General features: G+C 39.7%; 17 protein-coding genes and 2 pseudogenes. 2 read left to right on the top strand and 17 right to left on the bottom strand.

Annotated features, from left to right (window positions below; all coding sequences use genetic code 11):
* Window positions 1-245: 245 nt before the first annotated feature.
* Window positions 246-431: a hypothetical protein gene (locus BKK50_RS02505; protein ID WP_077415005.1), complete on the top strand. Its 186-nt coding sequence runs from the start codon at window positions 246-248 to the stop codon at window positions 429-431.
* Complete coding sequence (locus tag BKK50_RS02500; RefSeq protein ID WP_077415003.1) at window positions 424-939, top strand: hypothetical protein; 516 nt, start codon at window positions 424-426, stop codon at window positions 937-939. The genes BKK50_RS02505 and BKK50_RS02500 overlap by 8 nt, the downstream gene beginning before the upstream one ends.
* Window positions 940-1,049: 110 nt before the next feature.
* Here the strand turns inward: BKK50_RS02500 and BKK50_RS12220 are convergent.
* The 17 genes and pseudogenes from BKK50_RS12220 to BKK50_RS02420 all read right to left on the bottom strand — a co-directional run.
* Window positions 1,050-1,163 (bottom strand): annotated as a pseudogene (locus BKK50_RS12220) (ABC transporter substrate-binding protein); the annotation flags it as partial.
* Window positions 1,156-1,384, bottom strand: a pseudogene (locus BKK50_RS02495) (ATP-binding cassette domain-containing protein); the annotation flags it as partial. The pseudogenes BKK50_RS12220 and BKK50_RS02495, both read right to left, overlap by 8 nt.
* Before the next feature lie 114 nt (window positions 1,385-1,498).
* Entirely contained in the window at window positions 1,499-1,822 is a 324-nt protein-coding gene (locus BKK50_RS02490; RefSeq protein WP_077415001.1) for an AzlD domain-containing protein, read from the bottom strand.
* Window positions 1,819-2,508, bottom strand: a complete 690-nt coding sequence (locus BKK50_RS02485; protein ID WP_077414999.1) for an AzlC family ABC transporter permease — start codon at window positions 2,506-2,508, stop codon at window positions 1,819-1,821. Before BKK50_RS02485 ends, BKK50_RS02490 begins: the two co-directional genes overlap by 4 nt.
* Window positions 2,508-3,209, bottom strand: a complete 702-nt coding sequence (locus tag BKK50_RS02480; protein WP_143529732.1) for a hypothetical protein — start codon at window positions 3,207-3,209, stop codon at window positions 2,508-2,510. The genes BKK50_RS02485 and BKK50_RS02480 overlap by 1 nt, the downstream gene beginning before the upstream one ends.
* Before the next feature lie 354 nt (window positions 3,210-3,563).
* Window positions 3,564-4,421: a cysteine ABC transporter substrate-binding protein gene (locus tag BKK50_RS02475; protein WP_077414995.1), complete on the bottom strand. Its 858-nt coding sequence runs from the start codon at window positions 4,419-4,421 to the stop codon at window positions 3,564-3,566.
* On the bottom strand, window positions 4,405-5,169 hold the full coding sequence (locus BKK50_RS02470; RefSeq protein WP_077414993.1) for an amino acid ABC transporter ATP-binding protein: 765 nt from the start codon (window positions 5,167-5,169) through the stop codon (window positions 4,405-4,407). Before BKK50_RS02470 ends, BKK50_RS02475 begins: the two co-directional genes overlap by 17 nt.
* A gap of 9 nt (window positions 5,170-5,178) precedes the next feature.
* Entirely contained in the window at window positions 5,179-5,847 is a 669-nt protein-coding gene (locus BKK50_RS02465) for an amino acid ABC transporter permease (protein WP_077414991.1), read from the bottom strand.
* The gene (locus tag BKK50_RS02460; RefSeq protein WP_077414989.1) at window positions 5,837-6,496 is read right to left on the bottom strand and encodes an amino acid ABC transporter permease; all 660 of its coding nucleotides are present in this window, start codon (window positions 6,494-6,496) and stop codon (window positions 5,837-5,839) included. Before BKK50_RS02460 ends, BKK50_RS02465 begins: the two co-directional genes overlap by 11 nt.
* 160 nt (window positions 6,497-6,656) lie before the next feature.
* Window positions 6,657-7,604, bottom strand: a complete 948-nt coding sequence (locus BKK50_RS02455; protein ID WP_077414987.1) for a ribose-phosphate pyrophosphokinase — start codon at window positions 7,602-7,604, stop codon at window positions 6,657-6,659.
* 17 nt (window positions 7,605-7,621) lie between these two features.
* The gene (ispE, locus tag BKK50_RS02450) at window positions 7,622-8,539 is read right to left on the bottom strand and encodes a 4-(cytidine 5'-diphospho)-2-C-methyl-D-erythritol kinase (RefSeq protein WP_077414985.1); all 918 of its coding nucleotides are present in this window, start codon (window positions 8,537-8,539) and stop codon (window positions 7,622-7,624) included.
* Entirely contained in the window at window positions 8,539-9,159 is a 621-nt protein-coding gene (gene lolB / locus BKK50_RS02445; RefSeq protein ID WP_077414983.1) for a lipoprotein insertase outer membrane protein LolB, read from the bottom strand. The genes ispE and lolB overlap by 1 nt, the downstream gene beginning before the upstream one ends.
* Window positions 9,160-9,225: 66 nt before the next feature.
* Window positions 9,226-10,476, bottom strand: a complete 1,251-nt coding sequence (locus BKK50_RS02440; RefSeq protein ID WP_077414981.1) for a multifunctional CCA addition/repair protein — start codon at window positions 10,474-10,476, stop codon at window positions 9,226-9,228.
* Between the two features lie 46 nt (window positions 10,477-10,522).
* Complete coding sequence (locus tag BKK50_RS02435; protein WP_077414979.1) at window positions 10,523-11,146, bottom strand: TIGR04211 family SH3 domain-containing protein; 624 nt, start codon at window positions 11,144-11,146, stop codon at window positions 10,523-10,525.
* Window positions 11,147-11,233: 87 nt separating this feature from the next.
* A complete protein-coding gene (locus tag BKK50_RS02430) occupies window positions 11,234-12,496 on the bottom strand; it encodes an inorganic phosphate transporter (RefSeq protein ID WP_077414977.1) in 1,263 nt (420 codons plus the stop codon).
* 24 nt (window positions 12,497-12,520) lie between these two features.
* Window positions 12,521-13,201, bottom strand: coding sequence for a TIGR00153 family protein (locus BKK50_RS02425; RefSeq protein WP_077414975.1), 681 nt, complete (start codon window positions 13,199-13,201; stop codon window positions 12,521-12,523).
* A gap of 169 nt (window positions 13,202-13,370) precedes the next feature.
* Window positions 13,371-14,075 carry a DUF4184 family protein gene (locus BKK50_RS02420; RefSeq protein ID WP_077414973.1) on the bottom strand — a complete coding sequence of 235 codons (705 nt, stop codon included), beginning with the start codon at window positions 14,073-14,075 and terminating at the stop codon, window positions 13,371-13,373.
* Window positions 14,076-14,101: the final 26 nt, after the last annotated feature.

Raw genomic sequence — 14,101 nt, 5'->3', positions numbered from 1 at the left:
GCTGCATAATACCGAAAATCTCAGTGATTTTTGACCGCACTTTCATTTTTTATTTTTCACATTATTAATGTTTCTCTTTCTCTATATTAAGTATAAATATTTACCAACTTTTATTCTCTATCTTCCCCATCTATTTTCATAAGATATTGATTTTTGCAGCATTGTACAATGCTCGTGCTTTATATTGCTTTATATTGCATATAAAGCAATATCCTTGATTAAAAAATAATAACAGGAGAATAAAAGTGTTAACCCCTATTTTCATCAATGGTCAGAAACTATATCAAGATAGCTTCGGCAATAAATATCAATATGACCTATCCAATCCGATAGATCAAATGAGTTATTCAACAGACTTAGATGCTCAACAAAGAGATCAGCTCTCGACAACGCCAACAAGAAATTCAAATGGAGGTGGGATTTATGAATAAACGTTTAAAAGCGGGCATATATGCCACAGTGTTGTCCTTAACAATGGGTGGTATCATTTCATCACAGGTTGTCGCTCAAGATAATCAGACTACAGTTTCAAGTATTAAAGCACCACAAAACCCTCGCGCCGAGCTGATTAGAATCTTAAAAAAGCTTGATGCCAAAATTATTACGAATGAGGCTGATCGGGTATTCGCTGATGTAGGTGGAGCTAAGGTAATGATTGAGGGTATTGAGCCACCATTCAAGTTTTGGACTTCCATTTCAGCCTCAACAGGAAAAGTATTTTCATTGAATAAGCTAAATAGTTGGCTATTGAAGGATGGCAGTTTATTTCCGAATCTTATTTTATCGGAAGATAAAGACATGCTTTTGTTGAGGTATATTCTATTTAATAAGGCTCAAGTTAATAAAAAAGTTGTTGACGAAGATATAGAGTATGCATTGATTTATTTATTATTTGTGGGGAAAAAATTAGAAGAGAATAAATTCCAATTTGAAGAATAACGCTAACAATACAAACAAACCTCTAGGTTTTTTCCTAGAGGTTTAGTTTAATAAAATCCCTCTTACTTAGAGAGTAGCACTGCACTAAAAACGTATTCAATATTTTGACACTATTTATACTCCACCAAAATATCACTTTCAGTTACGCTATCACCATAAACCGGCAATAAGGTTTTTTGGTAGGCTTGTTTGAGCCCCCCTTCTTTTGAAAGTTTTTCAATTTGGATTTGTGAAGAAATTTTCCAGTTTGGTTTGTTCGATAATTTGCCCTTTATCCATAAAAATAATACGGTTGGACACTTGGTAAGCGAAACCCCGGGATCTAGCGCAACAGTGACTTCATCAAACAACATAATTTCAGGGTTCATACAAAGCGCTCGCACAATAGCGATTCGTTGTTTTGTCCCCTAGGAAGTTCACGAGGGTAGGCGTTTTGGCGATCAAATTTGAAAAAGCGGCTGCAATTCGAGATCAACTTCACCAACTACGGGAACAATTTGTGATGGGGGAGTAGAGCAAAGTAGAAAATGCGGTGTTTACATCGGGAAATAATAGAGTATTAAACTGTATAATGCCAATGTGATGATAAAACTTGGTATGATTTTTTTGTTAGAATCGTCATCATAAATGTTCCTAACAATAGAAGTAATATAATAACCATTTTTAAGCTGAAATTATCAATGAGCTCAAGGATATTCTTGCTAGAAAATGCGCTATTAAAAACAATGATTCCAATCATCGCTTGAGCGCTATAACTTATGGATTTATATATAAATCCCTCTTTATTATTTAAATGTTTATTCTCTTTCAAAAAGAAAGGCGATATTCTAAAGATAAAAATAGTGATGGCTGAGAAAAGAATTAAAAGGATAATATTTGTCATTTTTTCTTACCTATATATTCAATGAGCGCTAAAGAAATACCAATTAAAAAAGGGGCAATAATCATCGTATATTCCTTAAATAAGAAGATAAACAACGGTGCGAATAATAAGCCGATCCAATAGGCGCTAATATCAAGATAATCAGGCCAATGTTTTGCTGCTAGAGCAGTAAATTGTAATGGTAAAACTATTTTAACGATTTCATAAAATAGCGGTGAGGTGATTCCGGAACCGGTATAGTAACCGATAAATGTGGATAATACGGAAACAAAGTAAATGGGTAAGCCAACACCCAGAAAATATAAAAAATAGTTTTCTTCTTTATTTTTAAATCGAGAGATACAAGCTGAAAAAACCGATGGAACAATGAGAATACTTGATAAAAAAATATTTTTATATGAAATATTCTTAAAATATCCCGATAGTGCAGATGACATTAAAATAAATCGAGAATTTAATGCCAAAATGATTGGTATTAGAGATATTCCGGCGCCATAACTTTGAATTAGCATGAATTGTAATGGTGTTGAAAAAATAAAAATACTGGTAGCCATCACTTCAGATAAACTTAAACCCTGGCTAGCGCCTAAAGCCCCAATAGGGACATATAGAAAAATAAATGCAAGCCCAAAAGATATTGAATCTTTTAGACCTGCATTAAATGATTTATTGGACAATAATTTCATTAGATATATCTCGCTTGTTCTATATCAAAAAATCGCTTTCTTGGACCCTTACTTCTATAGAGTAGTCTAAAAGCATCTTTGGGGTGATCATATCCTGAACTTGGATAGTGTTTAACACTACTTCTAGCATGTAGAACTTTATAGTTATCAATTATAAGGAAGCTACCTAATCTGTTATCTATTGCATGACTCTTTATGTTTTTTGCAATTTCAAATAGCTTTTCAAAAACAAAAATTTCTTCTTTAGAAGGAGTGTCATTTGCAATAGTCATTCTTTGACCATTTACATTGTCTATTCTAAAATCTAGCCTAGATAAGAATCCTCTTTCTTTGCAAGGTTCTACAATTCTAGCTTTTTTTAATTTTAGTCCATTTACATTTTTCCCTGAGATGAAATTAGCTTCAATATTTAATAAAATATCAAGTTCATTATCAGTTAAAAGATCTAAAATGTCTTTAGATTGCAAGTAAGAGGTTGGAGTATTACTTAAATCCCTACAAGTGGTTAGAGATAAATAATCGGAGCTTATATCTTCATATAAATCGTCAGAATGTAATGAAATATCACCTGAACCATTTCCCCATTCGCTAATTTCATGTGCAGATTTCTTTAAAAATAAAGCCTTATGATCTTCGTATGGATATTTTATATCCATTAAATTAAAAATATCAGATAAAGATTCATGAACAAGTAAGGACAAAGAAGGGTCATCTATAGTAAATAACTTCTAAATTCAGCTCCGTTCTTAAACATAAATCCCTCTTGAATTGTAATGTCTATTCATTCCTTGAAAACACAATGGTTAACTTGAACAGCACCTATTAAGAAAAACTCTATATTAGACTGTGTCGTAAACAGTGTAAAAAAACAATGAAAAATGTCAAATGACTTTGTTAATAAAATGTTGCAAATGTGAATAAGATCACAATTTTTAAATGATGATTGAAAAAGTAATTCTTGCTTTTAGGAAAACATCGTTTCAGAACGATATATTTAATGTTTGACTTAAAATGATGAAAAGGCAAGGGTATACTTGCCTTTATTTGGTATGAAACTATTTATACTCCACCAAAATATCATTTTCAGTTACGCTATCCCCATAAACCGGCAATAAGGTTTTTTGGTAGGCTTGTTTGAGTACACCTTCTTTTGACAGTTTTTCAATTTCAGCGTTGAGCCAATTTAATAAATCCGCTGCGTCTTTACGAACGGCAGGCGCAATCACATCTTGATCGCCGAAGCTTTTCACGCCCACGGTATAGCCCGGATTTTGTTTTACCCAAGCGAATAAGAAGGTGTTGTCATTGGATAGGGCATCCCCTCTGCCGTCCCGCAGCACTTCAAAGGTTTCTGTGTTTTGTTCAAATTTTAATAATTTGATATTCGGATAATTTTTTGTGAAGAAAATATCTGCCGTGGTGCCTTTATCAACGATGAGGGTTTTGTCTTTTAATTGCTCAAGATCCGTAATCACTTCACCATTTTTTGAAACCACGCCAAGCGCCACTTTCATATAAGGATTGGCAAAATCCACCACCTCTTTTCGCGCAGCGGTGACGGTGAAATTGGCGAGGATAATATCCACTTTTTTGGACAGTAAATATTCCGCACGATTGGCGGCATCCACCAATACAAATTCCGCTTTATTTTCATCACCTAAGAGATCTTTGGTGATGGCTTTGCCGATTTCCACATCGAAACCTTGGCTTTTTCCTTGGGCATCAACATAGCCAAAAGGCGGTTTGTCGCTGAATACGCCAATTCTGATTTTGCCGGCTTGTTTCAACTGCTCAATGGTTGAGGCTGTTTGTGAAGCCTCTTTGCTTGGCGTATTGTCACCGCAAGCGGTAAGCCCTAGGGCGAGGGTCGCAGTGGCAAAAAGTGCGGTTAAATTTTTAAATGTTTTCTTCATAGTTTGTTCCTCTCGGTTCATAATTTAAGATGTTTAAAAATGTTTTTGCCCGATCTGTGGTGGGATGGGTGAAAAAATCTTCCGGTTTGGCTTGTTCGATAATTTGCCCTTTATCCATAAAAACAATGCGATTTGCCACTTGGCGGGCGAACCCCATTTCGTGGGTGACGATCAACATTGTCATCCCTTCTTTGGCAAGCCCTAAAATCACGTCTAGTACCTCGCGTACCATTTCGGGGTCGAGCGCGGCAGTGACTTCGTCAAACAACATAATCTCAGGATTCATACAAAGCGCACGCACAATGGCGATCCGTTGTTTTTGCCCGCCGGAAAGTTCACGAGGATAGGCGTTTTTCCGATCAAATAATCCCACACGTTTTAATAATTCGTCCGCCTGTTTTTCGGCTTCAGCCCGATCACGCTTTTGAACCTTTAAAGGCCCGAGCAAAATATTGTCGATCACCGATAAATGGGCAAATAATTCATAGCTTTGAAACACCATACCAATGCGTTGACGAGCATTGACCCAACTGATGTCTTTGCCCAGCTCGCCGGCATTTTGGAGTAATAATTGACCGATCTTTATGGGTTCTAAGCCGTTTAATGTGCGGAGTAATGTGCTTTTTCCACAGCCGGACGGGCCTAAAATCACCACGACTTCCCCTTTTTCTATGGAAAGATTAATGCCTTTTAATGCTTCAACCTCACCATAGTTTTTAACCAAATTTTTTATTTCTAATAATGCCATAGATATTCCTTAGCTTTCCCAACGGGTTTCTAAATAACGGGAAAATAATGAGAGCGGATAACAGATCATAAAATAGAGCAAGAAAATGATGCCATAGATCCACAAGGCCGCCGATTGATTGCTAAACAATGAATGTTCAATAATTTGCTGACCGACTTTAATCACTTCTATGACACCGATTAACATCGCAAGGGAGCTGGTTTTCACCATACGGGTGAAAAGATTAATGGCACTTGGGGTCACACGTTTTAGACTTTGCGGCAGCAAAATATAAATAAAGGTTTGAAAAGGTGTTAAACCCAAAGCATAAGCGGATTCAACCTGATGTTTTTCGATGGAAGTTAACGCACCACGCACGAGATCGCCCATTTCTGCGGTGCCCCAAAAAATAAATACCCAAATGCACACAGTGATGCCATCTAAATGTATGCCAAACCATTTTGCTAAGCCAAAGTAGGTGATAAACAGGAGAACGAGCAAAGGAATGAGGCGGACAAATTCTAAATAAACTTGGCAAATGGCTTTAACGACGGTATTTTTGCTTGTCATTACCACGCCTAAAATGACCCCAAAAAGACAGGCAAAAAAGACGGAAACAAAGGCAATTTCAGCCGTCACCCAAAGACCGCTTAGCAGTCTGGTGAAATTATTGCCTTGGAATAATAATTCAAACCCCATATTTTGCTCTCCGTGTGCGCTGTTCTACATAACGAATAAAAATTGAAATAGGTAGCAAAATGACTAAATAAAACACTACTAATAAAAATAAGGCTTCGTTGGTTTTATAATCCATCCCGATAATTTCTTTTGCCATAAACATCAGTTCAGCCACCGCAACAGCGCTGATAACAGAGGTTTCTTTCATTAAAAACAGACAGTTCGCCCCAATTGCCGGTATGGAAATTGCCAATGCTTGTGGAAAAATCACATAACGAAAGGCTTGAAATGGCGTTAAACCAATGCTGAGAGCGGATTCAATTTGACCTTTGGACACTGCTTTTAAGCCGCCACGAATTGCTTCAGCCATATAGCTTCCACCCAAAAAAGCTAAACCGATTATGCCGCACGTAAAACCGTCTAATTTGATACCGACTTTTGAAAGCCCGAAATAGAGGAAGAAAACTTGGATGAGTAATGGGGTATTGCGTGAAAGCTCAATATAACTTTTTACTAACCAATTCAATGGCTTAATCTGATAAGTATTAATGACGGCGCAAATCGTCCCAATGATAAAGGAGAATAAAATTCCCCAAAACGAGAGGGCAAGCGTCATCAATGTGGCATCAGCAAAACGTGGTAACACGCTGATAATATAGTCCCAATTCATTTTTTTGCATCACATAATCGTTTCCATTGGCATATAGTAGAAAAGAATTTTCTTATCGGGAAAGAATTGAAGTGAATTAATTATAATGAAATGGAATAAATGAATTTTTGATATAGGGATAGAAAAAGTGCGGTCAATGTTGACCGCACTTTAGGAGAGATTAGCTAAACATCGCTGAAATGGATTCTTCGTTGCTGATGCGGCGAATGGCTTCGGCAAGCATTGAAGAAAGGGTGAGAATACGTACTTTACCGAGGGCTTTCATTTCTGTAGAAAGCGGAATCGTGTCGGTCACAACGATTTCATCGATTGCATCACTGGCTAGATTTTTCGCCGCCGCTCCGGAAAAGACAGCGTGGGTGGCATAAGCAAATACACGTTTTGCGCCACGCTCTTTTAAGGCTTCTGCTGCTTTGCACAAGGTGCCACCGGTGTCGATCATATCATCGACAAGAATACAATCACGCCCTGCAACATCCCCAATAATATGCATCACTTGAGCCACATTGGCGTGTGGACGGCGTTTATCAATAATCGCCATATCGGTATCGTTTAACAATTTTGCCACTGCACGGGCACGTACGACACCACCAATATCCGGAGAAACGACAATTGGGTTTTCAAGGTCGGTTTTTTTCAAAATGTCATGAATGAGTACCGGAGATCCGAATACGTTATCTACCGGCACATCGAAGAAACCTTGGATTTGTTCTGCGTGTAAATCGCAGGTGAGGACACGGTCGATTCCTACAGTAGAAAGCATATCTGCAACAACTTTAGCGGTGATAGGCACACGGGCAGAGCGGACACGGCGATCTTGGCGTGCATAACCGAAATAAGGAATCACCGCAGTAATGCGACCTGCGGAAGCACGGCGTAATGCATCCACCATCACGATTAATTCCATTAAATTATCGTTGGTTGGGGCACAGGTTGACTGGATGATAAAGACATCCGCTCCCCGTACGTTTTCATTGATTTGAACTTGAATTTCTCCATCGCTGAAACGACCAACAGTCGCATCGCCAAGAGAAATATATAAACGTTCTGAAATGCGTTTTGCAAGTTCAGGAGTGGCATTACCCGCAAAGAGTTTAATGTCTGGCATTTTTTTATGACCTCAGGTTAAATTGTCGATGAGTTAGGGAGATTGTGGCGTTTCAACAGTTGATGTAACGGTGAAACATTGAGTCCTTTCGCAACAAAACCGAATAATTCTTTTGGTTTTTGTTGAAAACATGCTTGGGCGTTTGCCTCGTTATCAAATTCGGCGAATACGCAAGCACCGGTTCCGGTTAATCTTGCCGGCGCATATTGTAGCAACCAGTTCAGGGCTTTTTCAACGTCTGGATAGTGATTTAACACAATTTTTTGGCAATCGTTTTCGTAAGGCGAACTCAGTAGCTTATCTAAGGTTCTTTTCGGTGTGCTACGGGGGAGAGCCGGATCATTGAAAATTGCTGCTGTGGAAATTGCGTTTTCCGGTTTTAGCACGACAAACCATTTTTCCGGCGGATGGCAATAAGTGATTTTTTCGCCTACGCCCTCAGCAAAAGCTGCATGGCCGTGGATGAAAATAGGTACATCGGCCCCCAATTCCAATCCTATTTCTGCCAGTTCATCAAGGGATAAATTCGCTCCCCAAAGCGCATTTAAGGCAAGGAGTGTGGTGGCCGCATTGGAAGATCCGCCCCCGACACCGCCACCCATAGGAAGGATTTTCTCTAAATGAATGGTTGCACCTCGGGTGATATGGGCTTTGTCCTGCAAACGTTTTGCCGCTCGGTAAATTAAATTATCTTCGGTTTTTAAATGAGGAATTTCCGGTGTGATAAGGATATCGCGACTTTGTTCACAAACTTCAATATGAAGCCAATCGCCAAAATCAAGAAATTGGAAGAGGGTTTGTAATTCGTGGTATCCGTTGGGCAATCTTCCGTTGATATAAAGGAATAAATTGAGTTTTGCAGGGCTTGGAAAGCGCCGAGGTTTTCCAAGTAAATCGAGTGAAGAAAGTGCGGTCGAAAATTGATGGGTTTTCATCAAAACACCCACTCATCCACACGGATTTTTAGGGTTTGGGCGGTATTTTGGTTTTTCAGTAAGATATTTTCCGGCATAGCATTTTCTGCGTGGTAAGTTAAATAATCCGCTGTCCAAGTAGATCCCTCGAAAGGATAACTGAAAGTGCCGAGTAAATGATTCATTCCCACTTTATAATCAGAATGGATAGCAGGTTGTCCTTTCAGCCAATAAGCAAGATGTTCGAGGGGGATATCCATCCCGATCATTTCTTGCAGTAATAATTTGGCATTGCGTGCCGATTGTCGATTGCCATTATTGTCTGAAATCGTCATTCCCTGTGGTTGCATTTCAATCAGTAAAGTGGCTTTACTGATAAGCGAATAGAGTTTAAGGGTATAGGATTGTGGATGTTGATATTGCCATTCAAAACGGCTGGAAAAACGTTCTGTCGGGCTAATGTAACCGATTTGCCCTTTGGCACGATATTGATGGATTTTTTCGATTTTTTGTAAGTGTTGTTGCCAAGTGGCATCGGTTTTATCAAGATATTGCACATTGGTTGGACGCTCTGCATCTAAGGTACAGGCACTAAGGATTGTTGCAATAAAAAGTGCGGTTAAAAATTTTAATGATTTCATAGGTGATATTTCGCCAAAAAATTGTGGTTATTGTAAGATCTCATCGCTATTTAGTAAAGGCTGTTTTCATTGTCTTTGATAGGCTTTTTTCATCTCGCTGATGGCGTGAGTTCTGCGGCGGTTTAATTCATCCCGAATCGCTTGTTTTTCAAATCCCTCTGCGAGTACTTGTTGAACATCCACTTTTTTAGCCGCTTCTAATAAGGCGTTAATGTAATCCCATTGTGGGTATTCCCGTATTTCAAAACCGGTTCTTCCCCGTGTATCAGCAAGGCATAGGAAAAGAAATTCTTGGAACCGTTGCGGTTTACGCCATACATCAAAACGGTTAAAGAGTTTCATCACGGTTTCCGGACGAAGTTCAAAGGCTTTGTGAATATGAGTATGATATTCACAGCTCAGCTCTGCAAGTTCTTGGTAATAGCTTGGCACTTTTAATCGCTTAGAGAGAGTTCGGGTCGGTTTAATGCCCGCTTGTTCATGCCCATGATGATGAGGCAGGATTTCTTTCGGCGTGAGGGCTTTGCCAAGATCATGACAAATTGCCGCAAAACGCACCGCACTTTTGTTGAGTTGAGGTTGATTTTCTGTGAGTTTCACTGCCTGCTGTAACACTAACATCGTATGCACAAAGCTATCAATTTCCGGGTGATGTTGTGGGGGATTTGGCACCCCATACAGGGCATCAAGTTCCGGGAAAAGGATTTTTAAGGCACCAATTTGACGTAACACCTCAAAATAAATTTCAGGGTGTTTTTCATTGAGTGCTTTTTCAGTTTCAAGCCACACCCGTTCTGGGGTTAAATGTGAGAGTTCACCACTTTGTACCAGATTTTCCATTAATTGAAGGGTTTCCGGGGCGATGTGAAAGCCTAAATGATGAAAACGGGCGGCAAAGCGGGCAACCCGTAGAACCCGCAAGGGATCTTCTGCAAAGGCCGGGGAAATGTGGCGTAAAATTCGCTTATCTAAATCCTGTTTGCCCTGATAGGGGTCATAAAGATTGCCCTGTTTATCTTGCGCCATAGCGTTGATCGTGAGATCTCGGCGGATAAGATCTTGTTCTAGCGTGATATGTTCTGAAAAATCGCAGAGAAACCCGGTATAACCGTGACCGGATTTTCGTTCTGTCCTCGCCAAGGCATATTCTTCTTTGGTTTTGGGATTGAGAAAAACAGGAAAATCTTTGCCCACCTGTTGATAGCCTTGCGCCAATAACTGTTGCGGTGTCGCTCCAACGATCACCCAATCCCGATCTTTGACAGGCAAATCGAGGAGCTGATCCCGAACGGCTCCCCCCACTAAATAGATTTCCATGAATTTTCCTTAAAAAGAACACCGAACGGAGGCTCGGTGTTATTGATTATGCCCAACCATCACGACGTTTACGTCTTGGTAAAATATGCGGAATGATTAAGCCGAGTAATAAGCCTACGCCCAGTACGGAGCCGCCATAAATAAACCATTGAATAGCAATTTCACGTTTGCCTACATCAAGCATCGCTTCCAAATCCCGATTTTTATTTTTGACGATTTCTAATTCACGTTTAAGCTGAGAATTTTGTTCTAATAATTCGCTACTTTGTTGTTCTGATTGTTTGGTACGGCGTTGCATTTCCACCGTCCGTTGTTGCCAGTCACTGTCTAAATGGTTGAGTTTTAAGGTTAATTCCTGAATTTGTGCTTTTAATTTCGGGTTTTCGAGTTTACTGCTTGGTGTATTACTGAGTTCGGACGTTAAAATCCACGCTTCACGGTTTTTACTGTCACGAATGAGGCTGTATTTACCTTGTCGATCCAATACATTCACTTGTTCTCCCGATTGAATGGCTCCCGCAATCTTAAATTGATCACCGGCACCACGGCGAAGATAAGTATTCAGATTTTCCGTAACATATTGCGTTTCTGCATAAGCGGTATTGAGGGCAGAGCCGAGTAAAATAGTCGGGAGTAAAAATTGAGTTAATATTGAGGCGATTTTTGGCATAGTTATCCTTTAAAATTTTTTAGTCACTTGGGGTGTGACCTTAATTGAGAAAGAAAGTGCGGTCAAATTTAACCGCACTTTTTTTAATTAGTGAAAAATTGCTCGCAAGATATAAAAAATCACGATAGCAAAGAAAGCCCCGGCCGGTAGGGTGACGACCCAGGAGCTAATAATATTGCGGATTACCGTTAAGTTTAACGCAGCAATACCACGGGCAAAACCAATCCCTAAAATTGCGCCCACAAGGGTTTGTGTGGTCGAGATCGGTAAGCCGGTGCCGGAAGCCACAACCACAGTCATTGCCGTTGCAAATTGAGCGGCGAAACCACGGCTTGGAGTTAAATCTGTGATACCGGAGCCCACTGTTGCCATCACTTTTTGCCCCATAGAAATTAATCCTACGGCAATACCTAACGCCCCTAATGGTAGAATCCACCAAGCTAATGTGCCACCCGACACAATTTTACCGCCTTCATCAACAATGGATACCACGGCTGAAAGTGGACCAATTGCGTTGGCGACATCATTAGAACCATGAGCGAACGCCATCGCACAAGCGGTTAAAAGCATTAGAATACTGAATACTTTTTCCACAGCACCAAATGTCCCCTTTGTGGCGGATTGGGCAAACGTTTTGCTGCGGAAGTAGAAATGGAAGAAAATCATACCAACAAGGCTGATCGCCAATGAAATGGATAAGGTTTCAGCGTTAGAAAGGTGCAACCCTACGTGTTTCAAGCCTTTTTTCATGGTGACGATACAGAGCACAAAAATGGTGATCCCCATATAATAAGGACCGTATTTTTGTGCATTTTTAAGCGGATGTTCGGTGTCAAAGATGAGCTTTTGTGTGCTGGCAAAAATAGCGTAAGCCAAAATTCCGGCAATCACCGGGGTGACAAACCAGCTTCCCACAATACTACCGATGGTTGACCAATCTACGGAGCCGGGGCCAATAGTGACGCAAGCAAAGCCAACGATTGCCCCAATGATGGTGTGTGTACCGGAAACCGGCCAACCCATTTTTGTTGCGATAAATAACCAAGCCCCGGAAGCAAAGAGGGCGGAGATCATGCCAAGTGCAAGAATATCCGGTGTATTGATAAACTGCATTGGATCGATGACACCACTTTTAATGGTTTCTGTCACTTCACCGCCGGCAAGATAAGCACCGGCTGATTCAAAAATTAATGCAATAATAATCGCTTGTTTTACAGTAATTGTACCTGAACCCACAGAGGTTCCCATTGAATTTGATACATCATTGGCGCCAATACCAAACGCCATAAAAAAGCCAAACACAGCGGTGATCAATACCAACCATGTGCCATATTGATGAATTATTTCCATCGTATTTTCCTATGTATATGAGTTTTATGAACGCGCTAACATTAATTCAATACGTGAACCGACACGTTGTGCTTGGTCGGCAAGGACGCCCACCCATTCAATGATTTTATATAAGAACATCACATCAATTGGGTTGTAACGGCTTTCAATGGTGTAAAGCATTTTACGCAACTTAATTTGCATTTGATCCGTATCGTCTTCAATGCTATCTAATTCTTGAATCATATTGTTCACGAGTTGCAATTCACGGCCTTTAAAACCGGTTTCCAAAAGTTTATCCATTTCTGCAATGACTAAATGCGCTTGATGAATGGAATCTAAACTGCGGCGAACATAGCTTAAAAAATCTTCCTGCATTTCTTCAGGGATACCAAACTGACGACCAATCATACGACCGGCAATATCTTTGGCGAAGTTGGCGAGTTTGTCTTGTTGTGTCACCAATTCAAGTAAATCGGTGCGGTCGATAGGTAAGAATAAACCGCGTGGCAATTTCAAACGAATTTCGCGTTTAAGGCTATCTGCTTCACGCTCGCGCTGGGAAATTTCTAAACGCATATTTTCCGCATTTTCCCAATCCTTTGAGAAGGTTTTTTCAAAAAAAGGAATTAAAAGATCACAACATTCCGTTACTTTATCGGAATGTTTTTGCAAAGGTTTTAAGGGCGAGTGGGCAAATAATCCAAGAATATTATTCATTGCCATATCTCATTTACTCCATAATGGGGGTTAAAATTCGTGCGCATATTACCTGATTTTTATTTGAAATAGAATTGATTTTATAGATAACAGACATCGGTTTGTTGATCTATGTTTCAATCTTACGGGTTGTGATTCGCTGTGGGAGGAAATGAGGTTTTTTTGAGCATAAAATTTACGAATAACGTTTACTTTCAAAGAATCCGATCAAGCACAGCACAATGCAAAGACAATCTATTGACCGTATGATCAAAATACCCGTTTGTTTTAATGCTACCGGTGAAATGATATTCCAACAAATAAAGGCTAAATTTGAGAGGAGTAGAACCATCATCCAAAATCGTTGTTTTTGTCTGACGGTTCTGATTTGTGGATGAGGGTAGCGTCTTGCCATAATGCGAAGATAAGTTCCAATTGCTATCAACCCCATAGCACTACCGACATATTGAAGCCATTTATAAATCGGGATGTAAATTTCTTTTTGTAAGAAGGGGAAGATTTGGACAAAATAGCCTGTGCTATGCGTGAAATTATCAAGGAAAATATGTGAAAGCATCCCTATCCAAGTGGAAAATAAGAAGATCATTAGCCATTTCCAATAAGGGAGAGGGCGTGTTTCTGGGAGCTTATGTGAGAAACGCTGTGGTAAATTTGCCCAGAGCGGTGTTTTTAATACAGTAAGATAAATAGCATAAAAGAGTAAACAAAGCGGTAAATTCAACCATTCACTCTGAAAAACAGTATGCCCACCGTCAGCCGGTTTACCCGACAAATAATAAATAAAATCAGAGGACATTGAGCCTAAAACAAGACCCGGAAAGCAAAAATAGCACCGGGATAGGGGGAAAATAATAGCGGGATGGACAAGAGTAAATGGCATTATGACTCCTAGTATATTGGGATAGT

Source organism: Rodentibacter rarus (assembly GCF_001998965.1).
In the GTDB taxonomy this organism is placed as follows: domain Bacteria; phylum Pseudomonadota; class Gammaproteobacteria; order Enterobacterales; family Pasteurellaceae; genus Rodentibacter; species Rodentibacter rarus.
Note: the sequence above shows the minus strand (reverse complement) of the source record. Positions and strands in the feature narration are given on the sequence as shown.